The sequence below is a fragment of the Bradyrhizobium sp. UFLA05-112 genome, from assembly GCF_053572325.1.
Genome location: NZ_JBANBK010000046.1, coordinates 40,848 through 66,851, shown reverse-complemented (window position 1 = coordinate 66,851; position 26,004 = coordinate 40,848). Strand labels below are relative to the sequence as shown.

Sequence of the window (26,004 nt, the reverse complement as noted above, 5' to 3'; positions counted from 1 at the left end):
GCTGCTGGTACCGCTCGCAAGCGTGATCTCGGCGACCTATGGCTGGAAGTCGGTGTTCGTCGTGGCAGTTGCGCTGAACGCGACAGCGGCGTTGATGGCCGTGTTCGTGATCAAGCCGCTGCGGCGCTCCTTCATCCTCGGCAAGGAAGCCGAGATGACCGAGGCGGCGACGGGCAACGCAAAGACGGCATAGCCGTCCACCACATCGACATTCAATCGAAAGGGGCGCAGCATTGCGCCCCTTTCTTTTTGTCAATTCCTCTCGCCGGACAAACGTCAGCATGGCTGCCGCAAGATTTTTCGTATGTGCCAAATCCAGCGCTTGACGATTGGCATAATGTATACCAGACTATTTCCAGATCGTTCACCCAGGGAGGTTGCAATGCTGGTCGGAGACATTCTGCGCAAGAAGACATCGCGCGTCGTGACCGTGCGTATGAACGAAACGGTGGGTATTGCCGCGAAGCTGATGCGGGCCAACAACATCAGCGCACTGGTGGTCAAGGACGTCGTCCGCTCCGAGGGCAACACCGCGGTCGGCATGTTCACCGAGCGCGACGTGGTGCGTGCCGTTGCCGAGCACGGCGCGAACGGCGTCAACGTCAAGGTCTCCCAGCTCGTCTCGGTGCAGCAGCTCGTCTCCTGCACCTCCTCCGACACGATCGAGCACGTACGGCATCTGATGAACCGGCACCACATTCGGCACCTGCCCGTCATCGACGACTACAGCCTCATCTCCGTCATCAGCATGCGCGACATCGCCGCTGCCGTCGACCAAATCACCGACAGCACGCCGCACGCGGCCTGACGGACGAGCAACTTCCACCCGTGACTTCCACCCCTGCTCGGACCATCCGAGCCGGCCTGGACCTTTCGTGCCCAAAATCCGATTCAGCTTCCCCGCGAGGATTTTATGAAGATCTGCATCTACGGCGCCGGCGCGATCGGCGGATATCTTGGTGTGCAGCTTAAGCGCGCTGGTGCCGACGTCAGCCTCGTTGCGCGCGGCCCTCACCTCGCCGCCATGCGCGAGCGTGGCCTCACGCTGCTGATGGACGGCGAGGAGCACGTGGTGCATCCGCGCTGCACTGACAACGCGGCCGAACTCGGCGTGCAGGACTATATCATCGTCACGCTGAAGGCGCACTCGATCACCGGCGTGATCGAGAAGATGCAGCCGCTGCTCGGGCCGCGCACCCGCATCGTCACCGCGGTCAACGGCATCCCCTATTGGTACTTCTACAGGCATGGCGGAACTTACGAGAACTCGACGCTCGAGAGCATCGATGCCGGCGGCCGGCAGTGGCGCGAGCTGGGCGCGGAGCGCGCCATCGGCTGCATCGTCTATCCCGCCACCGAGATCGAGGCGCCCGGCGTGATCCGTCACGTCTACGGCAACAACTTTCCGCTCGGCGAACCCTCGGGCGAGATCACGGGCGACGTCCAGCGCTTGGCCGATCTCTTCGTCGCCGCCGGCATGAAGGCGCCGGTGCTCGACCGCATCCGCGACGAAATCTGGCTGAAACTGTGGGGCAACGTCTGCTTCAACCCGATCAGTGCGCTGACCCACGCAACCCTCGACGTGATCTGCACCGATCCTGCGACGCGTGCGCTGTCGCGCGCGGTCATGCTGGAGACGCAGGCGATCGCCGAGACCTTTGGCGTCAAGTTCCGCGTCGACGTCGAGCGCCGCATCGAGGGCGCCCGCAAGGTCGGCGCGCACAAGACCTCGATGCTCCAGGATCTCGAGCGCGGCCGCCCGATGGAGATCGATCCGCTCGTCACTGTGGTCCAGGAAATGGGCCGCATGACCGGCATCGCAACGCCCGCGCTCGATTCCGTGCTCGCCATGGTCAGCCAGCGCGCCCGGATCGCCGGCCTCTATGACGGCGTCAGGGTGCCGGCCGAAACCAAGGCGGTGGCGTGATGAGCGCGGCCGGCCCGAGCAAATGGCTCCGCTTCCGCAATAATGGCGCGACGGGATTCGGGACGCTCACGCCGAGCGGCATCGCCGTTCATGACGGCGAGATGTTCGGTCGCAACGCGCCGAATGGCAAAGTGCTGGCGCTCGACGAAGTGGAGCTGCTCGCGCCATGCGCGCCGAGCAAGATCGTCGCGCTCTGGAACAACTTTCACGCACTCGCCGCAAAGCTCAATCAACCCGAGCCGCCGGAGCCGCTGTATCTGTTGAAAGCAACCAGCAGCATCACGACGCCCGGCGCCGTGATCCGCCGCCCGTCCTCCTATGACGGCAAGACCACCTATGAAGGCGAGCTCGGCATCGTCATCGGCAAGACCTGCAGCCGCGTTTCCAAAGCCGAGGCCGACGCCTTCATCTTCGGCTACACCTGCGTCAACGACATCACCGCCAACGACATCCTCACCCGCGATCCCACTTTCGCGCAATGGGCCCGCGCCAAGGGCATCGACGACTACGGCCCGTTCGGCCCGGTGATCGTCACCGGCCTCGATCCCGCGAAGCTCGTCGTGCGCACCATCCTCAACGGCGCCGAACGGCAGAACTATCCGATCTCCGACATGATCTTCAGCGCGCAAGAGCTGGTCAGCAAGATCTCGCACGACATGACCCTGCTTCCGGGCGACCTCATTGCCGTGGGCACCTCCGTCGGCGTCGGCGTGATGAAGGAGCCCGTCAACATCGTGACCGTCGCAATCGACGGCATCGGCGAGCTCACGAACGAGTTTCGGCTGTAGCTGAACCGTCGTAGCCCGTATCGAGCGCAGCGGAATGCGGGAGAGCGCGGCCCCGGACTGACGATCGCTTCGAGTTGCCGCGATCCCTGCGTCATTTTCATCACACAAAACATATACCTCCAACGCGCCGCGCGTTCGCCGCACTGTGGACGCATTCCGACGTCCATCTTCGACTTGCTTGGGAAGCGCGGCAGGCTACGGTCGTGCTTTGTCTGATCTCAAAGGGGAACTACCAGTGAAGAAAATCGTGATTGCTATGGGTGCAACGCTTGCCCTGGTGACGGCCGCGAGCGCCGCGGATCTGCCGCACCGGCAGCCCGTTCCCGTCTATCCTCAGGGGCCGGCTCCGATCGGCAAGATGCCGATCGGCAAATCACCGATTGGAAAGGCTCCGATCGGCAAGGCGCCCGGCCCCATCGTGTCGCGCTACTAAAGCCTCACGCATCTCCAAATCTGCTTTTATCGACGGCTGAAAGGCGAAGCGTGGCAATCACACGTCAGAGATCGGCATTGCGCCTCCTTGCGGGATGCGCAGTCCTCTCGCTCGTTTGTGCGATCCAGTCGGCTTCCGCCCACGAGACGCGCAAGCGCATCGCTGATGCGAATGCGCTTGCGTCCCGTGACGCACCTGCCCGCTCGAAGCCGGGTCAGGCAAAAGGCCCGTACTACGTGGACTTCAGGGCAAGGACCGCGGCAAGCTGGGGACATGCCTTCGTCTGGTACGGCAAGACCAGCGAGCGCGCCGTCGAAGTCGCAGGCCTGACGCCCGTGGGCGACACGCTCACCTACGCCCTCGGCCACGTCATCCCGGTCCCATCGGAGACCGGCGCGAGCTATGGCGACCTCGATCCGGAATATCTGACCGCGAGCTACCGCGTCTATCTGAACGAGGCCGACGCCAAGCGGGTGTTCGCTTACATCAGGAAGTTGCAGGACTCCTCGCCGCTCTGGAACGCCGAGACGATGAACTGCACGGGCTTCATCGGCAACATCGCCGATTTCATGGGACTGAAAGTCCCGATGCGCTGGCAGCGCCCCGAGGAGTACGTCAACAAACTCAAGGAAATGAACGCCGGCCGCCAGATGGTCCAGCTCGCGCCGGAGCAGTAGCGCGCATTTTCAATGCCCAATGGGTAGGATGGGTAGAGCGAAGCGAAACCCATCTCGCTCGTGAGAGGAAACGATGGGTTTCGCTTCGCTCTACCCATCCTACGCAATCCTCCCGCGCTACCGCCCTTCGCGATTCGTTATGCACGGCCTATTGCCAGCACTGAACGGCCGAACCAACATGGGGCATGACAGCATTCACTACGCCCCAGCTGCTGGTGCTCAGCGGCCTGCCTGGCACCGGAAAGACGACGCTAGCCCGGGAGCTGACGAGACAAACCGGCGCGACCTACCTTCGCATTGACGCTATCGAACAGAGCCTGCGGGCGGGCGGCGTCGAGCCTGGCGCGTACGGCTACGTCGTCGCGAACGCGCTCGCGTTCGAGAATCTTAGACTCGGCCGCGTTGTCATTGCCGATTGCGCCAATCCCGTCCTTGCCAGTCGGCGCGGCTGGCGTGCAACGGCCCAGCGAGCCTCTGCCCGGATTGTCGAAATCGAACTGATCTGCAGTGACCTCGCCGCTCACCGTGGCCGGATCGAAGCCCGCGTGTCCGATATCGAAGGCCACATCCTCCCGACCTGGGACGAGGTCGTGAACAGGTCCTACGAAGCCTGGGACCGGGACCACCTCATCCTGGACACGGCGGATGGTTCGACAGACTCCCTGATCGCTCGCATTCTGCAGCACATCGGGGCGAACCGCCGGGACGAGTGACTCGAACCCGAGTGTCGCAGAGCGCGACAAACAAGGCACTGCCACCGGTAAAGACATCGTCACCCCCGCAGATCGCCATCATGTCCTTCATACTCGGCCTCCTCTCCGGTCTTCTCGGCGCACTCGCCGGCTGGTCGGGCCTTGCCGCGCTGGTGGTCATGCTCGGCGGGCCGGACCGCGACGGCGGCATCGCGATGGGCGCGTTCTTCAAGATCGGACCATTTGGCGGCCTCGCCGGCTTCATCGTTGGCGTCTGGCTGTTCACGAGGTTCGGCCTCGTCCGCGAGAGCGTACCGTCGGACGATGCGGCGGTACCGGGCGCGGTGAGCCGGGCGCGCATCTCCTACCCCGTTGCCGTGACTGTCGTGACGATCGTCGCGGGCCTCGCCTATTGGGGCTGGTACGAGCTGATCCGCTCGCCCTACCTCACGCACGGCTTCATGATGCTCGAGCTGCAATTCCGCCTGCCGCCCGGCATGGCCTTGCCGCCTGACAGGACCGACGTGCAGATCTATGTCGACGAAGGCCACGGCTACGCGCCGGTGACGGTGGGCGAGCTCTGGCACGGCCACGACGGCGACCGCCAGGTCATCCTCGCGACCGCCGCGCTGTCGTACAAGACGAGCCGGCGCGAGGTCAGCCTGACTCTGCCCGATGCGGCCACCGAGACATGGCGGCTCGATCTCTCCCGCGATCCCGATCCCACGCCGGGCTATTCGCCCTGGCGTCCCGGGATCGGCGGTTCGCCTGCGAAGATCGAGATGAATTTCCGCTTGAGTGCCGACAGGTGAAGGCGCGTGTAGATGGAGGGAACGCCCAGGCGGGCCCACCTCATTGATCGCTCACCGCGTCAAGCGGAACCGTGCCTTCGCATCCAGCGGCGCTGCCATCGACGACGCGAACGAATGCCGTCCGATAGCCGCTACCGAGAACTTCAATCTTGCTGCCTTGCGGGGTTTTGCACATTAGTAGCGGCAAGAGAGGACTCTCATCGGTAGACCCGGTATTCGTCAGGCTGTTGAAGCGGCTGAGTGCCTCCGCGTCCTTGAACACAAAAACCATCGGCGAGTTTGTGTTGTTGCGTAGCACCTTCGCTTCGCTGTCGGTCATCACGACGACCGCAATGACAATAGCGAGGAAGCAAGCTGGTTTAGAAAGCCTGAGCATCGCCAGTCCTCGGATGATATCAGCTTGCTTCTTTCACGATTGGAGAGTCCCCTGGCTCGCAATTCCAGAATTGGCACATGTTCGAGAGCTCTGTCTTACGACCTTTGATTCAGATCAAGCAGCAGCCAGTTTCAGCGGTATCGCCACTGCAGTCCGGCTAAGCGTTTCGTGCAACAAAAAAGCCCCGGCTGTACCGGGGCTCAAGTGGCGGGTAACCAGCGATCGATCAAAGCGCGATGAGATTGGGATGAATCGTCATCGCGCTTTGGATTATCGCTTGAGCATGATCTCCGCGTTTGTCGCGAGGGGAAACCGCTTCACGCATTGCGCTAACGCGGCCCTTCGGGTCCGGATCATGCTTTAGTAGCGCGCGGTGACCGGTGCACCGTAACCGCCGAAGCGGTAGTTGAAGCGCACGGTGACCATATCAACGTCCTGGCTGATCCGGTCGCCGAGAAGGACGACGCCACCGGGCGTGACCACACCTCCGGCTGCGAAGGTGCGGTCGTCATGCCCCATCCAGAGATGGTCGTATTCAAGACCGACCGACCAGTTCGGCGCGAACCCATACTCCCAGCCGACGCCCAAGGCCCCACCCCAGCGCGTGTGACTTGCCGAGTCCAGACCGACCCCGGTGAAGTTGTTGAAGACATCAAGTCGATTGTGGGTCACGGCTGCACCACCCTTCACGTAGAACAGTGATGCGTTCCACGCCCAACCGAGTTGGGCCGTGAAGAGGCCAATGCCGTCGGTTTTCCCTGTGGTCGAAAGCAGCGGATCGATCAGGCTGACGCGCGTATTCTTGATGTCGGCCCAGTCGCCCTGAGCTTCCAATCCGAACACGAACTGATTGGTTTGCCAGCGATACCCGATCTGTCCGCCGACAAGGCCACCGGAGCGAGAAGCGCAACCGCCTGCGACCGTTCCTGCGAGCGTCACGAAGTCCACGCAACCGCGGCTTTGACCCCATCCACCATTGGCACCGATGTAGAAGCCGCTCCAACTGTAGATCGCCACCACCGGCGCAGGTGGCGGTGCCTTGACGGCCATGTCGGCCGCCGATGCGGGAGCAACCAAGCCCAAGCCGGCGAAGCCGACAGCCGCCAACAACAGTTTCTTCATGTGATTATCTCCTTGTCCCCGAATGCCAACGGCGTCGACCGTTATGCACGTTCACGTGCATATCTGTTTCGATTCCAGCCTGAAGTTTAATGATGAGCGTCTCAAGGCCCCGTAACAGAATGGCAACACTCAAGAGCAATCGAAAGCGCAGTGCTGAACGTCGGGTACAACGCTCAATCGAAGTCGAGACGTCGCGAAGGTTCAGCCGTACCGTCGGGTTCTTCTGCAAGCCACATGTGCACGTCGGCGGACGGGACATGCCGCCTCGGCAGATATGGATTTATTGTACCCGCGAAAACGACCAGCCCTTCGTCCAGCTTTGCGCGCGCGAAAACTTTGGCCTCGGCTTCGGTCGCAAATGTCCTGGTTTCGCGCGGGCTTCGTCTTTTGGAGAGAAGAAGCCCCTGTTTGCGGGTTTCAAAGGTGACGTACCAGGTTAGCGTCATCTCACTCGACTGCCAAACGTCTCAGTTGTGTGGAGGCAGTTCAGTCGTGGAGCTGCGCGCAGCCTTGATTTAGGTCAATCGATTGCGAGCGCGCACCGGCGGATCGGACTGCGAAGGCCTGCCCGCATAGGATTATCCGCCGCGCGGAATCATCCCCGGCCCTCGCATGATCGCCCTGTCCTGGGCGCACTTCCTGCGAATGGACTTTCGCCGGACCGGGCGGCATCCTGCCGGCGAAATCAATCGATAACAGGGCCGTCACGCGCCCGAGCAAACAGAGGGCGCCCATGCTGAAGACACGTTTCACCGAGCTGGTCGGCGTCGAGCACCCGATCGTCCAGGGCGGCATGCAGTGGGTCGGGCGCGCCGAGCTCGTGGCGGCGGTGGCGAACGCCGGCGCGCTCGGCTTCATCACGGCACTGACCCAGCCGACGCCCGAGGACCTCACCAAGGAGATCGCGCGCTGCCGCGAACTCACCGACAAGCCGTTCGGCGTCAACCTCACCATTTTGCCCGCGATCAAGCCGCCGCCCTATGCCGAATACCGCGCCGCGATCATCGAGGCGGGCATCAAGGTGGTCGAGACCGCCGGCAACAAGCCGCAGGATCATGTCGACGAGTTCAGGAAGCACGGCGTCAAGGTCGTGCACAAATGCACCAGTGTCCGCCATGCCCTCTCGGCCGAGCGGATGGGCGTCGACGCCATCTCGATCGACGGTTTTGAGTGCGCCGGCCACCCCGGCGAGGACGACACGCCCGGCCTGATCCTGATCCCGGCCGCCGCCAACAAGGTCAAGATCCCGATAATCGCCTCGGGCGGCTTTGCCGACGCGCGGGGCCTCGTGGCCGCGCTGGCGCTCGGGGCCGACGGCATCAACATGGGCACGCGCTTCATGGCAACCAGGGAGAGCCCGATCCACCAGCTCATCAAGGAGAAGATCGTCGCCAATGACGAGCGCGAGACCGAGCTGATCTTCCGCACCATGCGCAACACCTCGCGCGTTGCCAGGAACGCGATCTCGACCAAGGTCGTCGCCATGGAGAAGGAAGGCGCCAGGTTCGAGGACATCCGCGAGCTCGTCGCCGGCGCCCGCGGCAAGATGGTCTATGCGTCAGGCAATTCGGACGAGGGCATCTGGTCGGCCGGCCAGGTGCAGGGCCTGATCCACGACATCCCGAGTTGCGCCGAGCTCATCTCCCGCATTGTGCGTGAGGCCGAAACCATCATCAGGAACCGGCTCGAAGGAATGATCGTTCACCCGAAAGCGGAGGCTGCGGAATGATCACCTGTGCACCCCTTCGCGTTGCGATTCAGGTTTAGGATGAACCAGAGGTGACGCATGAAGGCCTACGTCTATGGCCCTAACGGGGCTGCGATTTCCGACTTCGCTCAACCATCACCCAAGGGCACGCAGGTGCTGGTCCGCGTCCGCGCCTGCGCACTCAACCGCGCCGACATCGGCATGCGCAAGGGACACGCCCATGGCGCGGCCGGCGGGGTCGGCACCGTGCTCGGCATGGAATGGGCCGGCGAAGTCGCAGCCCTCGGGCCCGACGCCAAGGGCGTGAAAGTCGGCGACCGCATCATGGGCTCGGGCGCCGCGGCATTTGCGGAGTACACACTCGCCGATCACGGCCGTCTGTTCCATGCGCCCTCGAACATGAACTTCGAAGAAGCTGCGACCCTGCCAGTCGCGCTCGCGACCATGCACAACGCCGTCGTCACCGTCGGCGGGATTCAGCCGGGCCAATCAGTCCTGATCCAGGGCGCAAGCTCCGGCGTCGGCCTGATGGCGATGCAGATCGCCAAGCTCAAGGGTGCAAAGCTCGTGATCGGTTCGTCGACGGATGCCCATCGCCGCAGCCGGCTCACCGACTACGGCGCCGATCTCGCGATCGACTCCTCCGATCCCGGCTGGGTCGATCAGGTGGTGACGGCCACCGGCGGCGATGGTGTCGACCTCATCGTCGACCAGGTCTCGGGCAAGGTCGCGAACCAGAACCTTGCCGCCACCAAGGTGAAGGGGCGCATCGTCAATGTCGGCCGTCTCGGCGGCACGCATGCCGACTTCAATTTCGACCTGCACGCGGCGCGCCGCATCGACTATGTCGGCGTCACCTTCCGCACCCGTACCATCGAGGAGATCCGCGAGATTTTCGAGGAGGTTCGCAAGGACATCTGGAGTGCGGTGGAGGCGCGGAAGCTGCGACTGCCGATCGACAAGGTATTTGCCTTCGGCGACATCGACGAGGCCTTCGCGCACATGGAGGCCAACAGGCATCTCGGCAAGATCGTCGTGACGCTACCGTAGGAGCCGCTCCAGTCTCGGTCTCTCGTGGGCAAAGCGAAGCGTGCCCACCATGCATCAGCGGGCGCGGAATTGATGGTGGGCACGGCGCTACCGCGCCTTTGCCCACCCTACGAGATCAAGCAAGATGTAGATCGCTCTTGCAACTCACTTGCGACTACGCCTGTGGATCATCGCTTGATGTTGGGCGATGGGCTGCTAAATCCCCGGCCATGACAGCACAGCACAGCAAAACCTCGGTCGCCGCGATCTCGATCTTCGCCAGCGGCGGCATGGCCGCCGCCAAGTTCGTGGTCGGAATCACGATCGGCTCGCTAGCGCTGATCTCGGAAGCCCTGCATTCCTCGATCGACCTGGTCGCGACCATCATCACCTGGGCGGTGGTGCGGGTGTCCGACAAGCCGGCCGACGACGAGCATCATTACGGCCACGGCAAGCTCGAGAGCATCTCCGCGCTCGGCGTCACCGCCCTGCTCTACGTGCTGGCCGGCGGCATCCTGGTCGAGGCCTATAGCCGCATCCGCGAGGGCTCGCCGCCGCCGACCATCTCGGCCGTGCCCTTCGTCGTGCTGGTGATCGACATCCTCGTCAATCTCTGGCGGGCGCGAGCGCTGCATCGCGCCGCGCGGGAGACGCGGAGCCAGGCACTCGCCGCCGACGCGCTGCATTTCGCCTCCGACGTGATGGGCTCATTTGCCGTCATCGCCGGCCTCATCCTCGCCGCCTTCGGCTTCTGGTGGGGCGACGCCGCGGCGGCCGTCGCCGTCGCCGTGATGATCGCGGCTCTTGGCCTGCGCATGGCCGGCTCCACGGTGCAGACGCTGGTCGACCGCGCGCCGGAGGGCGCGTTGGAGCAAGCCACGGCCGTGATCAAGAGCGTGCCCGGCGTGCTCGACGTCGAGCGCCTGCGCGTGCGCATGGTCGGCGCGACCTATTTCATCGACACCATCGCAAAGGTGCCGCGGACCTATCCGATCGACCGCGTCGAGGACATCAAGCGCAACGCGCAAGCCGCCGTCGGCAAGGCGTTCGGCGATGCCGACCTCACCTTCACCGCGGTCCCCGTGGCGCGCGACAACGAGACCGTGCGCGACCGCATCATGGTGATCGCACGCAATTCGGGCCTTGCCATCCATCACGTCACCGTGCACGACCTCGGCGCCAAGCTGATCGTCGGTATCGATCTCGAGGTCGACGCCGAGATGCCGCTGGTCGCGGCCCACGACGTCGCCAACACGCTGGAGCGCAACATCCAGGAGGAGTTCGGCGAGGATGTGGAGGTCGACGTCCATATCGAGCCGCTCCAGCCGGAGCTGCCGTTCGGCGTCGACGCGCCGGCGGAACGGGTGCAGGCCATTGCAGCCGCGCTCACCGGCTTCGCCGCTGATAGCGAGATCCACGACATCCATAATGTGCGCGTGCGCAACACCGATGCCGGCGAGATCGTCAACTTTCACTGTCGCGCCACGCCGTCGATGAGCGTGATCAAGGTGCACGAGCAGGTCGACGAGATCGAGCGCGCACTGCGGCGCGCCTTCCCGAGCGTGAAGCGCGTGATCAGTCACGCCGAGCCGCCGCGCGCCTGACCGATCACGCGAAGAGTCACACGTTCCCGTTTCGGACTCACCGCGCACGTCATATTGAGGACGCTCGCGGTGCACACTCTCCATTGGATAAGAATTATTTCGCGTTAACGATTCGTTGACTCTCGACAGCCCGCGAAAACTGGATTCAAATCGCTGTGATTCGGAAGCGAGCGGGGGCTTCATTCCGAATTGTGGTGCAGCAATATCTCTGGGGGCCGAAGGCATGCCGCGCGCAGACGCCGCGAGCGCGTGCGTCCAATCCGATTCGATCAAGGGATTGGCGCAATCGATCGCGAAACCGGCCTACCACCGGCTCCTGATCGCCGAGCCGGCGCTCCGGCGCGCTGTGCCTACCCTCATCATCGCCTTCCTCATCACCATCTGTCTCGGCGCCTTCGTCCAGGTCGTTGACCAGACCCGGCAGAAGCGTCTGGTGATCAAGCACGACATTCAGGCGCTCGCCGACCTCCTCGCCGAGCGCATCGACCGCGTCGCTGCGGTGCGCGTGGATCGGCAGAAGAACATCGAGCGTCTGCCGACGCTGTTGCCCGAGCTCATTCCCTCCTGGGGCACGGCTACGGGCCGCCACGTCATCGTCACCTCCGTTGGCACCGACCGCCGCATCCTCGCACGCATTCCCGTGGACACCGATCCGGCCGGCAACGACCGCCTGCTCGATGCGATCACCACCGCGCAGCTGGTTGCGACGCCGCCGCAACAGAACGACGTCTCCGATCTCACACTACCGAGCGGCAACAGCGCGATGGCAATCTCGCGTCCGATCAAGTCACTGCCCGGTCAGGTCACCGTGATCCAGGAGCGCAACGAGCCGATCTGGGGCTCGGATGCGGCGCTCTCGGTGACGCTGTCGGCGACCACCGGCTTCGTCGTCCTGATTCTCGGATTCGCCTTCCACTGGCAGTCGACCCGCGCCCGCGAGGGCGACCTGATCAACGACGCCGTGCGCGGCCGAATCGACACCGCGCTCAACCGCGGGCGCTGCGGCCTTTGGGACTGGGATCTTTCGCGCGGCAAGATCTTCTGGTCGCAGTCGATGTTTTCGATGCTGGGCCTCGACGGCCGCAACGAGCTCCTCACCTTCGGTGAGGTCAACGCGCTGGTGAAGTCGGACGACATCGACCTGTTCGCGATCGCCGACCAGCTGATCTCGGGCCAGATCGACCACATCGACCAGAGTTTCCGCATGCAGCATGTCGACGGCCACTGGATCTGGCTCCGGGTGCGCTGCGAGCGCACCCGCGCCACGGGCGATTCCGCCATGCACCTGATTGGCATCGCTGTCGACATCACCGAGCAGAAGAGCCTTGCCGAAAAGACGGTGGAAGCCGACCTGCGGCTGCGTGACGCCATCGAGACGATCCCGGAAGCCTTCGTGCTGTGGGACAACAGCGACCGTCTGGTGCTCTGCAACTCGCACTTCCAGCGCCTGCACAGACTGCCAGACTCGGCCGTCATCCCCGGGACCTCCTACGAAACCGTGCTCGAGGTCGGCCGCATGCCGGAGGTGCGCACCCGCCACAACGAGACCGCCAACCAGGGACCGGGCGCCCGCACCTTCGAGGCGCAGCTCGACGACGGCAGCTGGCTGCACATCAGCGAGCGCCGCACCAAGGACGGCGGCTACGTCTCGGTCGGCACCGACATCACGCGCATCAAGGAGCACGAGCAGAAGCTGGTCGACAACGATCTGCGCCTGCGCGCCACCGTCATCGACCTGAAGCGCTCGCAGGCGGCGCTGGAGCGCCAGACCAACGAGCTCGCCGATCTCGCCGAAAAATACCAGCGTGAAAAGACCCGCGCCGAGGAAGCCAACCAGACCAAGTCGAAATTCCTCGCCAATATGAGCCACGAGCTGCGCACGCCCTTGAACGCGATCATCGGCTTCTCGGAGGTCATGGGAAGCGGCATGTTCGGCGAGCTCGGAAACGAGAAGTACCAGGAATACTGCCAGGACATCCTCACCAGCGGCCACTATCTGCTGGAGGTCATCAACGACATCCTCGACATGTCCAAGATCGAGGCCGGCCGCATGAAGCTCGACATGGAGGAGCTGGACCTGTCGCGCACGCTCGCCGAATCGCTGCGGGTGGTCTCAGGCCGTGCCGAGGACAAGAACCTGACGCTCGATGCCGACATCGAAAACATCATCTCTGTCGTCGCCGACCGCCGCGCCACCAAGCAGATCATCGTCAACCTCCTGTCCAACGCCGTGAAGTTCACGCCCGACGGCGGCCGCATCGTGGTGCGCAGCCGGCAGCTCGAGGACAAGGTCGTGCTGATGATCGCCGACACCGGCATCGGCATCGCCCCGCATTCGCTGACGCGGCTCGGCCGGCCCTTCGAGCAGGTCGAGAGCCAGCTCACCAAGACCTATCATGGCTCGGGCCTGGGGCTTGCGATCGCCCGCTCGCTCGCGCAACTGCATGGCGGCACGATGCGGCTGCGCTCGAAAATCGACGTCGGCACCGTCGTGCGCGTCACGCTGCCGCGCGATGCCAACAAGGTCTCAGCCGGGATCTCCGCGGCCGCCTGACCCCGATCAGGATTGCAGGGTCGGCGCCACCTCGCGTGCGACGTTGACGAGCGCGGCGATCAGCGGCGTCATCGGGTCGCGCTGCGGGATCACGAGGCCAATGCTGTAGTTGACCTCGGGATCGATGATCGGAATCGAGCGGACGGTGTCCGCAAGACCGAGCGTCTCGGCAAGCTTCGCCGGCATCACGCTCGCCCAGCGCCCCGTCTTCACATGGGTGAACAGCACCAGCAGCGAGTTCGACGTCAGCGTCGGCGTCGCCTCGGCGTTCACCGAGCGCAGCGCGCGGTCGATGATGCGGCGGTTCTGCATGTCCGGCGTCAGAAGGCACAGCGGCACCTTGCCGACCTCGGCCCAGGTCACCGTCTCGCGGTCGCCGAACATCGCATCCGGCGCGGTCAGGAGGCGATAGCTCTCGTTGTAGAGCGGGATGGTGCGCACCTTGCCGATCGGCTCGTTCTCGATATAGGTCAGCCCCGCATCGACCTCGAGATTTTCGAGAAGTCCCAGCACCTCGGACGAGGTAGTCGACTGGATGCGGAAACGCACCTCCGGATGTTTGGCGCGGAACGGCGTCGTCAGCGAGGCCACCATGCCGAGCGCGGTCGGGATCGCCGCGATGCGGATCTCGCCGGAGAGCTTGTGCTTCAGGCCGTTGATCTCGTCGCGCATGGCGCGGGCGTCGCCGACGATGCGCCGCGCCCAGTCGAGCGCCCGCTCGCCTTCCGGCGTAAAGCCCTGGAAGCGCGAGCCGCGCTGGACCAGCATGACGCCGAGGATCTCCTCGAGCTGCTTGAGCCCGGTCGACATGGTCGGCTGGGTGACGCCGCAGGCCTCTGCCGCGCGTCCGAAATGCCGCTCCTTGGCGAGCGCCAGCAGAAGTTCAAGCTTGTCGAGCAACCGCTATTCCCCTGGAATTCTGTCGTGGCATGCAAGCTATCACGGCCGGCTCCCTCCAACACGCGAAAACGGGCCGCGGCAGGAACAATCATTCGATTTTCATATCAGCCAATTGCAACGACCGATCGATGCGAATTCCCGATCGCAGCATGAGACAGCTTTATTGATTCTCGAACGATTCCAAATACTCATGGAGGGGTCGGTCACCCTCTGATTGAGAATGAAGAATGACGGGGATTCACGAGCCTTGGGACGAAACGCGCGGCGCTGAGATCATCGCCGAACATGCCGGACAGGAGGGCGCGACGCTGGTCATCCTCCATGCCCTGCAAGAGGCCTTCGGCTATGTCCCGGAAGCCGCCATCCCGATGGTCGCGCAGGCGCTCAACCTGTCGCGCGCCGAGGTTCATGGTGTGTTTACCTTCTACCACGATTTTCGCCACAAGCCTGCCGGCCACCACGTCCTCAAACTCTGTCGCGCGGAAGCCTGCCAGGCTGCCGGCGGCGATGCGCTGGCCGCGCGCGCCGAAGCGAAGCTTGGCGTCTCCCTGGCCAACACCACTGCCGATGACCGGGTGACGCTGGAGCCGATCTACTGCCTCGGCCTGTGTGCCACCGCGCCTTCGGCGATGCTCGATGGCCGCCTCGTTGGCCGCCTCGACGAGAAGCGCCTCGATGCGCTGGTTGCGGAGGCGCAACGATGAAAATGCGCATATTCGTTCCCCGCGATGCGGCTGCCGTCGCTGTCGGCGCCGACGATGTGGCCGCAGCGCTCGAGCAGGCTGCGGAGAAGCGCGGCCTTCCAGTTGAGATCGTCAGGACCGGCTCACGCGGACTGTGCTGGCTGGAGCCGATGGTCGAGGTGGCGACCCCGCAGGGTCGTGTCGCGTACGGCCCTGTCAGCCCGGAAGATGTCTCCTCCGTGCTCGACGCCATGGCGAACAACGGACAGCATCCCCTGCGGCTCTGCGTCGCCGACGAGCTTCCCTGGCTGAAGCGCCAGACCCGCCTCACCTTCGCGCGCTGCGGCGTGATCGATCCGCGCTCGCTCGAGGACTATCGCGCCCATGACGGCTACAAGGGCCTCGAGCGCGCGCTGTCGCTCGGCCCGGATTCGATCCTCGCTGAGGTCACCGCGTCCGGCCTGCGCGGCCGCGGCGGTGCAGGCTTTCCGACCGGCATCAAGTGGAAAACAGTCGCCCAGGCGAAAGCCGATCGCAAATTCATCGTCTGCAATGCCGACGAAGGCGACAGCGGCACGTTCGCCGACCGCATGATCATGGAGGGCGATCCCTTCCTGGTCATCGAGGGCATGACCATCGCGGCGATCACGGTCGGCGCCACCAAAGGCTACATCTACATCCGCAGCGAATATCCGCACGCCGTCGAGGCGATGAACGCGGCGATTACGGCGGCACAGCGCGGCGGCTATCTCGGCACGAATATCGGTGGGTCCAGGCACAGCTTCGATCTCGAAGTGCGCGTCGGCGCCGGCGCCTATGTCTGCGGCGAGGAGACCTCGCTGCTGGAGAGCCTCGAAGGTCGCCGCGGCATCGTGCGCGCAAAGCCGCCGTTGCCGGCGCATCATGGTTTGTTTGGCAAGCCGACCGTCATCAACAACGTGCTGTCGTTCGCCGCCATCCCCTTCATCCTCGCCGAGGGGGCCAAGGCCTATGCCGATTTCGGCATGGGCCGTTCGCGCGGCACGATGCCGATCCAGCTCGCCGGCAACATCCGCCATGGCGGACTGTTCGAAACCGCGTTCGGCGTGACGCTCGGCGAGCTCGTCGATGACATCGGCGGTGGCACGTTTACGGGCCGACCGGTCCGCGCGGTGCAGGTCGGAGGGCCGCTCGGAGCCTACTTCCCCCGTGCGCTGTTCGACACGCCGTTCGACTATGAAGCCTTCGCCGCCCGCGACGGCCTGATAGGCCATGGCGGCATCGTCGTGTTCGACGACAGCGTCGACATGCGCAAACAGGCGCGCTTCGCGATGGAGTTCTGCGCCATCGAATCCTGCGGCAAGTGCACGCCGTGCCGGATCGGCTCGACCCGCGGCGTCGAGACCATCGAGAAAATCATGCGCGGCGAGCGCGTGAGCGAAAACCTCGCCCTCGTCGAGGACCTCTGCAACACCATGAAATTCGGCTCGCTCTGCGCGCTCGGCGGCTTCACGCCCTACCCCGTGCTGAGTGCCCTGAAACATTTCCGGGAAGATTTTGGCCCGGCACCGGCCACGCTTCAGGCCGCGGAATAGGAGAACAACGATGTCTCTGATCGAGGAAATCGACTTCGGCACGCCGCGCTCGAAATCGGAAACGATGGTCACGCTGACCATCGACGGCAAGCAAATCTCGGTGCCCGAGGGCACCTCGATCATGCGCGCGGCGATGGAAGCGGGCCACCAGATCCCGAAGCTGTGCGCGACCGACATGGTGGATGCATTCGGCTCCTGCCGCCTCTGCCTGGTCGAGATCGAAGGCCGTGCGGGCACGCCGGCCTCCTGCACCACGCCCGCGATGAACGGCCTCGTCGTGCACACCCAGACCGAGCGGCTGAAGAAGCTGCGCAAGGGCGTGATGGAGCTCTATATCTCCGACCATCCGCTCGACTGCCTCACCTGCGGCGCGAATGGCGATTGCGAGTTGCAGGACATGGCCGGCGCCGTCGGCCTGCGCGACGTGCGCTACGGCTACGAGGGCGAGAACCACGTCTTCGCCAAGTCCAATGGCGATGTGAACCCCGCCTGGATGCCGAAGGACGAGTCCAACCCCTACTTCACCTATGATCCCTCCAAGTGCATCGTCTGCTCGCGCTGCGTCCGCGCCTGCGAGGAAGTGCAAGGCACCTTCGCGCTGACGATCTCGGGCCGTGGCTTCGACAGCCGCGTCTCGCCCGGCATGAGCGAAAGCTTCCTCGGCTCCGAATGCGTCTCCTGCGGCGCCTGCGTGCAGGCCTGCCCGACCGCGACCCTGACGGAAAAGTCGGTGATCGAGATCGGCCAGCCCGAGCATTCCGTCGTCACCACCTGCGCCTATTGCGGCGTCGGCTGCGCCTTCAAGGCCGAGATGCGCGGCGAGGAAGTCGTGCGCATGGTGCCCTACAAGGACGGCAAGGCCAATCGCGGCCATTCCTGCGTCAAGGGCCGCTTCGCCTGGGGTTATACCAACCACAAGGAACGCATTCTCAAGCCGATGATCCGCGAGCGGATCGAGGATCCCTGGCGCGAAGTGTCCTGGGATGAAGCGTTTTCCTTCGCCGCCGCCAGGATGCGCGGCATCCAGAAGAAATACGGCCGCGACGCGATCGGCGGCATCACCTCGTCCCGCTGCACCAATGAAGAGACCTATCTGGTGCAGAAGCTGATTCGCGCCGGCTTCGGCAACAACAATGTCGACACCTGCGCCCGCGTCTGCCACTCGCCAACCGGCTACGGCCTCGCCACCACCTTCGGCACCTCCGCCGGCACGCAGGATTTCGACTCGGTCGAGGACACCGACGTCGTCGTCGTCATCGGCGCCAACCCGGCCTCCGCCCACCCCGTGTTCGCCTCACGCCTGAAGAAGCGGCTCCGGCAGGGCGCAAAACTGATCGTGATCGATCCGCGCCGCACCGAGATGGTGGAATCGCCTCACGTGAAGGCGCTGCACCTACCGCTGATGCCCGGCACCAACGTCGCTGTCATGACGGCGCTGGCGCATGTCATCGTCACCGATGGCCTCGTCAACGAAGACTTCGTGCGAGAGCGCTGCGACTGGAGCGAGTTCGAGGAATGGGCGGCGTTCGTCGCACAGCCGAAGAACAGCCCGGAGGCGACCGCCATCCTCACCGGCGTCGATCCCAAGGTGCTGCGCGAAGCGGCGCGCACCTACGCCACCGGCGGCAATGGCGCGATCTACTACGGGCTCGGCGTCACCGAGCACAGCCAGGGCTCGACCACGGTGATCGCGATCGCCAACCTCGCGATGGCGACCGGCAATATCGGCCGCCCCGGCGTCGGCGTGAACCCGCTGCGCGGCCAGAACAACGTGCAGGGCTCCTGCGACATGGGCTCGTTCCCGCATGAGCTGCCCGGCTATCGCCACATCTCCGGCGATGCCGTGCGCGACCAGTTCGAGGCGATGTGGAACGTCAAGCTCAATCCCGAGCCGGGCCTGCGCATTCCCAACATGTTCGATGCTGCGGTCGAAGGCACGTTCATGGGGATCTACGTGCAGGGCGAGGACATCCTGCAGTCCGATCCCAACACCTCGCACGTTGTGGCGGCGCTCTCGGCGATGGAATGCGTCATCGTCCACGACCTCTTCCTCAACGAGACCGCCAACTATGCCCATGTCTTCCTGCCCGGATCGAGCTTCCTCGAGAAGGACGGCACCTTCACCAACGCCGAGCGCCGCATCCAGCGCGTCCGCAAGGTGATGACGCCGAAGAACGGTCTGGCTGATTGGGAGGTCACCATCGGGCTTGCGAAGGCGATGGGCTTCGAGATGAACTATAGCCATCCATCCGAGATCATGGACGAGATCGCGGCGCTGACGCCGACCTTTGCCGGTGTCTCCTACGCCAAGCTCGACGAGCTTGGCTCGGTGCAGTGGCCCTGCAACGCGAAGGCGCCCGAGGGCACTCCGGTGATGCATATCGACGGCTTCGTCCGCGGCAAGGGCAAGTTCGTCGTCACCGAATATGTGGCGACCGACGAGCGTACCGGACCGCGCTATCCGCTGCTGCTGACCACCGGACGCATCCTCAGCCAGTACAATGTCGGCGCGCAGACCCGCCGAACCGACAACGTGGTCTGGCACGCAGAAGACCGGCTCGAAATCCATCCGCACGACGCCGAGCAGCGCGGGGTGCGCGACGGCGACTGGGTGCGGCTGATGAGCCGCGCCGGCGAGACCACGCTGCGCGCGGAGATCACCGACCGCGTCGCACCGGGCGTAGTCTACACCACCTTCCACCACCCGGACACGCAGGCCAACGTCATCACAACGGACTATTCGGACTGGGCGACCAACTGTCCGGAGTACAAGGTCACCGCCGTGCAGGTGTCGCCGTCCAACGGACCGTCCGACTGGCAGAAGGCCTATGACGCGCAGGCGCGGCACTCGCGCCGCATAACGCCCGCTGAAGCCGCGGAGTAAGCGCATGCATGTGGCGGTCCAGGCCATCGATCGGGATATCTGGCGCGACGGTGCGACCTCAGGCGGGACGCGGCTGATCCCGGAGGAGACACCGCTCGCGCTGACCTATAATGGCGGCACCTATGCCGTCATGATGGGAACGCCGCAGAATCTCGAAGACTTCGCCGTCGGCTTCAGCGTGAGCGAAGGCATCGTGAAATCCGCCGACGACATCCAGACGCTCGAGGTGGTTCGCCTCGATGACGGCATCGAGCTCCGGATGTGGCTGGCCTCGGAAGATGCCGGACGCATGAGCGAACGGCGGCGCCACATCGCTGGGCCGACCGGCTGCGGCATCTGCGGCATCGAGTCGATTGCGGAGGCCGTGCGGCCCGCCGCGGTCGTGCCGCAGGGGCAAACCTTCACGCCGGAGCAGATCATGACGGCGATGCAGGGCATTGCTTCCCTACAAGCGATCAACATGCAGACCCGCGCCGTGCATGCCGCTGCGTTCTGGTCCCCTGCCCGCGGCATCGTCGCGCTGCGCGAGGATGTCGGCCGCCACAACGCGCTCGACAAGCTTGCCGGCGCGCTGGCGCGCAGCCGCACGGATGCAAGCGGCGGCATGGTGCTGCTGACGAGCCGTGTCTCGGTGGAGATGGTGCAAAAGACGGCGGCGATCGGCGCGCCGGTGATGGTCGCAGTCTCGGCGCCCACTGCGCTTGCCGTGCGCACCGCGGAGGCCGCCGGCATCACGCTGATTGCCATAGCCCGGCAGGACGGATTTGAAGTGTTCACGCATGGGGGCCGCGTGGCCTGCCGTGCCACGGAGGTTGCCGATGTCGCCTGACCGCCTGATCTACATGGCCAACCAGATCGGCAAATTTTTCCAAAGCCAGGGCCATGACAAGGCCGTGCCGGGGATCGCCGAGCACATCAAGAAGTTCTGGGACCCCCGGATGAAGCGCGCGATCTTCGCGCATCTCGACGGTGGCGGCGCCGGGCTGGAGCCTCACGTCCGCGAGGCCATCGTATCGCTGAAAGAGGCTACTGCCCTTCCAACAGCGCCTTGAATACGCGTCGCACCTCGCTCTGCGTCTCCTTCACGCGAGCTTCCAGCGATGAGAAGTCCGGCGTATCACCGGCACGTGCCATCACACGCTGCAAATCGACACCGGCAGTTTCCGGCTTGAAGCGGTCGCTGACGCAGAGGCGCAGGATCTGGGTCAGATCGTGGTAAAGTCGCGCTGCCGCGCGCAGGATCTCGGTCTCCGAGTGCGCCAGCACGCCGAGTCTTGCGGCGTTCTCCAGCACCTGCATGGTCGAGACATCGAGAATCCCCGGCTTGTCATACGCGTGGACGAGCTGGAGATATTGCGCGATGAAGTCGATATCGACCATGCCGCCGGCGGCATATTTGAGGTCCCAATAGTCGGTCTCGCCCTTCTCCTGCGCGATCGCACGGCGCATGTCGGCGACGTCGTTGGCGATAGTGACGGGATCACGGCGCCGCGTCAGCACCTCGCGGATGACGGTCTCGATCCGCGCGCGGAACGCCGGCGAAGCCGACACGACGCGGGCGCGCGTCAGCGCCATGTGCTCCCAGGTCCAGGCTTCGTGGGCCTGATAGTCGGCGAAGGAAGCGATGCTGGAGGCCACCGGGCCTGCGCGGCCCGACGGTCGCAGTCGCATGTCGATCTCGTAGAGCACGCCGTAGTTGGTCCGCGTCGTGAAGGCGCTGATCAGGCGCTGGGTGAAGCGCGCGAAGTAGTGCGCCCCCTGGAGCGACTTTGGTCCGTCTGAATCTGGATTTTCGCTGTCGAAATCATAGAGCAGGATCAGGTCGAGATCGGACGCCGCCGTCATCTCGCGACTGCCGAGCCGGCCCATGGCGATGATCGCGGTCTCCTGCCCCTTGATCCGACCATGCTGGGCGGCGAAGCGATCGGCGACGAGTCCGTGCACGGTGTGCACGATGCCCTCCGCAACGTCCGCGAATGCCGTGCTCGCGTGCTGGGCGGAGACCGTGCCCGAGAGAATGCGCGTTCCGATCAGGAACAGGCTCTCCTGGCCGAACAGGCGCAGGCGGTCGAGGAACTCCTCGTAGGAATCCGCATCGCGCACTGTGGCCGCAAGCCGTGCCGATAACTCCCGCTGGTCCGGCATGGCGCCGAAGAAGCGCGGATCAATCAGGCCGTCCATCAATTGCGGCTGCCGCGCCAGCATCTCGCCGAGCCGGGGAGCAGCGCCCAGAACCAGCGCCACGAGGGCAACGAGATCGCGGTTCTGGCTGAGCAGCGTGATCAGCCGCCCGCCGCGCTGTAGGGCCTGGAGGAAATGATCGAACGCCGCGACAGCGCGGTCCGGGTCCTCGGCATGGGCAAGGCCGTCGATCAGGGCCGGCACGAATTCGACGAAGGCGCCGCGGGTCGCTTCGTTACGGAAGACACGGTAATCGCCGGTGATCCAGCCGCGTACCGTCTGTCCGACGGCGGCCGGCTTGTTGAATCCGAGCGTCGCCAGGTGCTGCAACAGGCGCGGATCGTCGGGACCTGCACCATAGTCGATCGCAGGCAGCTTGGCCGTACCGGTCGGATCGCCCTCGAACAGTTTTTCGTAGTGCCCCTGGACGATCTCGAGCTGGCGCAGGAGGTCGCGCGCAAAGGCCTCGCGACTTTCATAGCCGAAGAACCACGCCAGGCGCTCCACGGCCTCCTTGTCGTCGGGCAAGGCGTGGGTCTGCTCATCGGCGATCATCTGAAGGCGATGCTCGACCCGGCGCAGAAACTGGTAGGCGGCAGTCAGCTCGTCGCGCGCCTCAAAGGTGATCCAGTTGCTGCTGGCGAGCACGTCGAGGGCGGTCAGTGTCGGTCGCACCCGCAATTTCGGATGACGGCCACCCGCGATCAACTGCTGGGTCTGGGCGAAGAATTCGATCTCGCGGATACCGCCGCGCCCGACCTTCACGTTGTGGCCCTCGACCGCGACCTCACTCTGGCCGCGATAGGTCTGCATCTGCCGCTTCATGTCGTGAACGTCGGCGAGCGCGGCGAAGTCGAGATGCTTGCGCCAGACGAACGGCGCGATGTCGGCGAGCAGCGCCTCGCCGGCCTTCAGGTCGCCGGCGCAGGGCCGGGCCTTGATCATGGCCGCGCGCTCCCAGGTGCGCCCTTCCCGCTCGTAGTAGTGCAGCGCGGCGTCGCGTGAGATCGCAACTTGCGTCGAGGACGGATCGGGACGCAGCCGCAGATCGACGCGGAACACATAGCCGTCATAGGTGCGCTGTTGCAGCAGGCGCGCGAGCCCCTGCGTCACCCGCACGAAGAAAGGCTGCGGCTCGATGTCGGGCGCAAGCGTCGTTGCGTCGGGATCGAAGAACACGATCAGGTCGATGTCGCTGGAATAGTTCAGCTCACCCGCGCCCATCTTGCCCATCGCCAGCACGATCAGGCCGCAGCCCTCTTCCGGAGCTTCCGGATTGGCCGGCAACAGCTTGCCGCGTGCGACGTCCTGCCGCAGCAGGAACCGGAGCGCCATCTGGACCGACGACACAGCGACCTCGGTCAATGCCGCCGTCACCCGCATCACCGGCCAGACCCCGCCGATGTCGCAGAGCGCGATCAAGAGCGCCGCCTCCGATTTCATGCGGCGGAGCAGCCGCGTCACCTCGGCTTCCTCGGTGGCGGCGAGCACGGCGCGCCTGGCGTCGTCGATCAGCGACGCCAGATGCGCATCGGGATCGCACGCAAGCAGCCGGATCAGTCGCGCCGGATCGCTGCGGATCAGGTCGAACAGATAGGGCGAGAATTCTGCGATGCCGGCCAGGATTGGACGAACGAAGGGACGATCAAGCAGCGCCGCGATCGCAGCCGCATGCTGCGGCTCGAGTTCGGCGAGCCAGTCACGAAGGCGTTGTTCGGCGGTATTGGAAGCGGCAACATGGGGGCCTTCCGCGAAGCGTGCGGCCAGACTTCCACCATGCTTGTCCGCGTTTCCCGGCGCGGAGAGATTCATGCCACCTTCTGTGGCACATCCGGTATTGCAGGAGCAACCCTGTCGCCGGCCCCGGCGCGGGCGGGCAGGACCAGCGTGGCGACGAGGCCCGGATGGGCATCGCCCAACTTCAACTCACCGCCATGCAGTGTTGCAACCGCGGCGGCAAGGCTGAGACCCAGGCCCGAGCCCGGCAGCGTCCGGCTCGCCTCGAGCCGCACGAAACGTTCCACGGCATGCTTGCGATCACCTTCCGGGATACCAGGGCCGCGATCGGTGACGCTGAGCAGCACGTGATCGCCTTCGCGCCTGGCCTCGATGAGGATCTGGCGACTATCCATGCTGACCACGGTTCCCGCGGACTGCGCGGCCGGCTTGCCATACTTGATCGCGTTCTCGACGAGATTGGCGAGCGCCTGGCTGATCAGCTCGCGGTTGCCATGAACCGGCGTCGGCTCGGCCTTCACCTTCAACGTCATGCCGTCGTCCTCGGCGAGCGGCTCGTAGAGCTCATGGATGCCGCTGGCGACGTCGGAGGCGTCGAAATCGTCCATGTTGCCGCGGGCCTGGCCGGACTCGGCGCGGGCGATCATCAACAGCGCGTTGAAGGTGCGGATCAGCCCGTCGGATTCCTCGATGGTCCGCTCCAACGCCGCACGATAGTCGGCCTCGCAGCCGGACTTGGCCAGCGCCTCCTCGGCGCGGTTGCGCAGGCGCGTCAGCGGCGTCTTGAGATCATGGGCGATATTGTCGGAGACCTCCTTCAAGCCCACCATCAGCGCCTCGATGCGCTCCAGCATGGCGTTGAGATTTTCCGCGAGCCGGTCGAGCTCGTCGCCACTGCGCCCCACCGGCAGGCGCTCGCTGAGATCGCCGGTCATGATGCGATGCGCCGTGCCGCTCATCGCGTCGATACGCGTGAGCACGCGGCGTGCGACGAAGATGCCGCCGCCGAGGCCGAGCACCACGACGATCAGGATCGACCATTGCGCGGCCTTGGCGACGATGCCGAACAGGCGCCGCCGCTCGGCGAGGTCGCGGCCGATCAGAAGGCGGAAGCCGTTTTCCAGTTCAGTGACGCGCACGAGTGCGCGATGGTCGCGGTCATCAGCATCCTCAATGCGCCGGTAGGCGGTCTCCGACCAGCCGCGCGTCGCCATCACGCCCGGTGCCAGCGAGCCGACATTGCCGGCAATCGCCTGCCCAGTCGGCGTGGTCACGAGATAGAGGTTGGCGCCCGGACGCAGCGCCCGATACTCGATCGTGCGCACGAGGCCGAACATTCCGCGGCGGCCGTAGATCGCGTTGATCTCCGAGGTCTCGGCATTCACCGTCTGCGTGATCTCTTCGGTGATCAGCCGCCGCGTGTTCCAGGCGAAATAGCCGAGCAGCGATGCGGCAAACACCGCAAACAGAAACAGGTAGACCAGCGTCAGCCGGAACGCGGTCGTTCGTATCAGCTTACCGAATGCCGTCACGAATCATGTACCCCGCGCCGCGGATCGTGTGCAGCAGCGGCCGATCGAACCCCTTGTCGATCTTGGAGCGCAGCCGCGAGATGTGCACGTCGATCACGTTGGTTTGCGGATCGAAATGATAGTCCCAGACGTTCTCCAGCAGCATGGTGCGCGTCACCACCTGCCCTGCATGCTTCATGAGATATTCGAGCAGCCGGAACTCGCGCGGCTGGAGCGTCAGCTCGTCCTTGCCGCGGGCGACGCGGTGGGAGAGCCGGTCGAGCTCGAGATCGCCGACGCGATAGACCGTGTCCTCGGCTGGACCGCCGCGGCGGCGCGACAGCACCTCGACCCGCGCGAGCAGCTCGGCGAACGAGTACGGCTTCGGCAGATAGTCGTCGCCGCCGGCACGCAGGCCCTTGATGCGGTCGTCGACCTGCCCGAGCGCGGAGAGAATCAGCACCGGCGATGAATCGCCCTTGTCGCGCAGGGCGCCGATTAGCGACAGGCCGTCGCGCTTGGGCAGCATGCGGTCGACCACCAGCACGTCGTAATCGCCGCTCTCGGCCATGGCGAGGCCTTCCTCGCCGTCAGAGGCGTGGTCGGCGATGTGACCGACTTCGCGAAACGCCTTGACGAGATAATCGGCGGATTCGCGGTCGTCTTCGATGATGAGGAGGCGCATCGTGCGGTCGGCAGCGGTCAAGGAGGTCAGCCCTTCTGTCAACATGGCGCGGTCGGCAATCGCATGCAAGCGGAGCGGAAGATTCTCGAACCGGGAAAAGAGCGGGCGGTGAAGCTGGGGGACCTCA

23 protein-coding genes and 1 pseudogene are annotated in these 26,004 nt (G+C 64.8%); 17 read left to right on the top strand and 7 right to left on the bottom strand.

Features of this window, described 5'->3' with window-relative positions; all coding sequences use genetic code 11:
* The 8 genes and pseudogenes from SO180_RS25045 to SO180_RS25010 all read left to right on the top strand — a co-directional run.
* Nucleotides 1-193 (top strand): annotated as a pseudogene (locus SO180_RS25045) (oxalate/formate MFS antiporter); the annotation flags it as partial.
* 189 nt (nt 194-382) lie between these two features.
* Nucleotides 383-808 carry a CBS domain-containing protein gene (locus SO180_RS25040; protein WP_449381505.1) on the top strand — a complete coding sequence of 142 codons (426 nt, stop codon included), beginning with the start codon at nt 383-385 and terminating at the stop codon, nt 806-808.
* Nucleotides 809-913: 105 nt separating this feature from the next.
* Nucleotides 914-1,927, top strand: a complete 1,014-nt coding sequence (locus SO180_RS25035) for a 2-dehydropantoate 2-reductase (RefSeq protein WP_449381504.1) — start codon at nt 914-916, stop codon at nt 1,925-1,927.
* Nucleotides 1,927-2,715, top strand: a complete 789-nt coding sequence (locus tag SO180_RS25030) for a fumarylacetoacetate hydrolase family protein (RefSeq protein ID WP_449381503.1) — start codon at nt 1,927-1,929, stop codon at nt 2,713-2,715. The genes SO180_RS25035 and SO180_RS25030 overlap by 1 nt, the downstream gene beginning before the upstream one ends.
* A gap of 235 nt (nt 2,716-2,950) precedes the next feature.
* Entirely contained in the window at nt 2,951-3,148 is a 198-nt protein-coding gene (locus SO180_RS25025) for a hypothetical protein (protein ID WP_449381502.1), read from the top strand.
* Between the two features lie 77 nt (nt 3,149-3,225).
* A complete protein-coding gene (locus SO180_RS25020) occupies nt 3,226-3,825 on the top strand; it encodes a hypothetical protein (protein ID WP_449381501.1) in 600 nt (199 codons plus the stop codon).
* A gap of 185 nt (nt 3,826-4,010) precedes the next feature.
* On the top strand, nt 4,011-4,538 hold the full coding sequence (locus SO180_RS25015) for a P-loop nucleotide/nucleoside kinase family protein (RefSeq protein WP_449381500.1): 528 nt from the start codon (nt 4,011-4,013) through the stop codon (nt 4,536-4,538).
* Nucleotides 4,539-4,618: 80 nt separating this feature from the next.
* Nucleotides 4,619-5,329, top strand: coding sequence for a hypothetical protein (locus SO180_RS25010; protein WP_449381499.1), 711 nt, complete (start codon nt 4,619-4,621; stop codon nt 5,327-5,329).
* Nucleotides 5,330-5,369: 40 nt separating this feature from the next.
* On the opposite strand, the gene SO180_RS25005 is transcribed toward SO180_RS25010, so the two are convergent.
* The 3 genes from SO180_RS25005 to SO180_RS24995 all read right to left on the bottom strand — a co-directional run bounded on the left by SO180_RS25005 (nt 5,370) and on the right by SO180_RS24995 (nt 7,273).
* Nucleotides 5,370-5,705 (bottom strand): hypothetical protein, encoded by a 336-nt coding sequence (locus tag SO180_RS25005; protein WP_449381498.1) that lies wholly within the window; start codon nt 5,703-5,705, stop codon nt 5,370-5,372.
* Nucleotides 5,706-6,065: 360 nt separating this feature from the next.
* Complete coding sequence (locus SO180_RS25000; RefSeq protein ID WP_449381497.1) at nt 6,066-6,827, bottom strand: outer membrane protein; 762 nt, start codon at nt 6,825-6,827, stop codon at nt 6,066-6,068.
* A gap of 173 nt (nt 6,828-7,000) precedes the next feature.
* On the bottom strand, nt 7,001-7,273 hold the full coding sequence (locus tag SO180_RS24995) for a hypothetical protein (RefSeq protein WP_449381496.1): 273 nt from the start codon (nt 7,271-7,273) through the stop codon (nt 7,001-7,003).
* A 287-nt stretch (nt 7,274-7,560) separates the two neighbouring features.
* On the opposite strand from SO180_RS24995, the gene SO180_RS24990 reads away from it, so the two are divergent.
* From SO180_RS24990 to SO180_RS24975, 4 genes are all read left to right on the top strand, one after another.
* Nucleotides 7,561-8,556 (top strand): NAD(P)H-dependent flavin oxidoreductase, encoded by a 996-nt coding sequence (locus SO180_RS24990; RefSeq protein WP_449381495.1) that lies wholly within the window; start codon nt 7,561-7,563, stop codon nt 8,554-8,556.
* 57 nt (nt 8,557-8,613) lie between these two features.
* Nucleotides 8,614-9,585, top strand: a complete 972-nt coding sequence (locus tag SO180_RS24985; protein WP_449381494.1) for a quinone oxidoreductase family protein — start codon at nt 8,614-8,616, stop codon at nt 9,583-9,585.
* A 209-nt stretch (nt 9,586-9,794) separates the two neighbouring features.
* Nucleotides 9,795-11,168 carry a cation-efflux pump gene (locus SO180_RS24980; protein ID WP_449381493.1) on the top strand — a complete coding sequence of 458 codons (1,374 nt, stop codon included), beginning with the start codon at nt 9,795-9,797 and terminating at the stop codon, nt 11,166-11,168.
* Nucleotides 11,169-11,391: 223 nt separating this feature from the next.
* Nucleotides 11,392-13,722, top strand: a complete 2,331-nt coding sequence (locus tag SO180_RS24975) for a PAS domain-containing sensor histidine kinase (protein ID WP_449381492.1) — start codon at nt 11,392-11,394, stop codon at nt 13,720-13,722.
* Between the two features lie 6 nt (nt 13,723-13,728).
* On the opposite strand, the gene SO180_RS24970 is transcribed toward SO180_RS24975, so the two are convergent.
* A complete protein-coding gene (locus SO180_RS24970; protein WP_284261668.1) occupies nt 13,729-14,622 on the bottom strand; it encodes a LysR family transcriptional regulator in 894 nt (297 codons plus the stop codon).
* A 227-nt stretch (nt 14,623-14,849) separates the two neighbouring features.
* Here SO180_RS24970 and SO180_RS24965 point away from each other — a divergent pair, with 227 nt between their 5' ends.
* The 5 genes from SO180_RS24965 to SO180_RS24945 are packed head-to-tail and all read left to right on the top strand — an operon-like array spanning nt 14,850 to nt 20,815.
* Nucleotides 14,850-15,326, top strand: coding sequence for a formate dehydrogenase subunit gamma (locus tag SO180_RS24965; protein WP_449381491.1), 477 nt, complete (start codon nt 14,850-14,852; stop codon nt 15,324-15,326).
* Nucleotides 15,323-16,879 (top strand): formate dehydrogenase beta subunit, encoded by a 1,557-nt coding sequence (locus SO180_RS24960; protein ID WP_449381490.1) that lies wholly within the window; start codon nt 15,323-15,325, stop codon nt 16,877-16,879. Before SO180_RS24965 ends, SO180_RS24960 begins: the two co-directional genes overlap by 4 nt.
* Nucleotides 16,880-16,889: 10 nt before the next feature.
* Nucleotides 16,890-19,763 (top strand): formate dehydrogenase subunit alpha, encoded by a 2,874-nt coding sequence (gene fdhF, locus SO180_RS24955; RefSeq protein WP_449381489.1) that lies wholly within the window; start codon nt 16,890-16,892, stop codon nt 19,761-19,763.
* A 4-nt stretch (nt 19,764-19,767) separates the two neighbouring features.
* Nucleotides 19,768-20,592, top strand: a complete 825-nt coding sequence (gene fdhD, locus SO180_RS24950) for a formate dehydrogenase accessory sulfurtransferase FdhD (protein WP_449381488.1) — start codon at nt 19,768-19,770, stop codon at nt 20,590-20,592.
* The gene (locus SO180_RS24945) at nt 20,582-20,815 is read left to right on the top strand and encodes a formate dehydrogenase subunit delta (protein ID WP_449381487.1); all 234 of its coding nucleotides are present in this window, start codon (nt 20,582-20,584) and stop codon (nt 20,813-20,815) included. The genes fdhD and SO180_RS24945 overlap by 11 nt, the downstream gene beginning before the upstream one ends.
* Here the strand turns inward: SO180_RS24945 and SO180_RS24940 are convergent.
* Genes SO180_RS24940 through SO180_RS24930 form a run of 3 tightly spaced genes read right to left on the bottom strand, consistent with a single transcriptional unit; the run spans nt 20,790 to nt 25,877 of the window.
* Nucleotides 20,790-23,756, bottom strand: a complete 2,967-nt coding sequence (locus SO180_RS24940; RefSeq protein ID WP_449381486.1) for a bifunctional [glutamine synthetase] adenylyltransferase/[glutamine synthetase]-adenylyl-L-tyrosine phosphorylase — start codon at nt 23,754-23,756, stop codon at nt 20,790-20,792. The genes SO180_RS24945 and SO180_RS24940 overlap by 26 nt on opposite strands.
* Nucleotides 23,753-25,213: a sensor histidine kinase gene (locus tag SO180_RS24935; protein ID WP_449381485.1), complete on the bottom strand. Its 1,461-nt coding sequence runs from the start codon at nt 25,211-25,213 to the stop codon at nt 23,753-23,755. The genes SO180_RS24940 and SO180_RS24935 overlap by 4 nt, the downstream gene beginning before the upstream one ends.
* Complete coding sequence (locus SO180_RS24930) at nt 25,197-25,877, bottom strand: response regulator transcription factor (RefSeq protein WP_449381507.1); 681 nt, start codon at nt 25,875-25,877, stop codon at nt 25,197-25,199. Before SO180_RS24930 ends, SO180_RS24935 begins: the two co-directional genes overlap by 17 nt.
* Nucleotides 25,878-26,004: the final 127 nt, after the last annotated feature.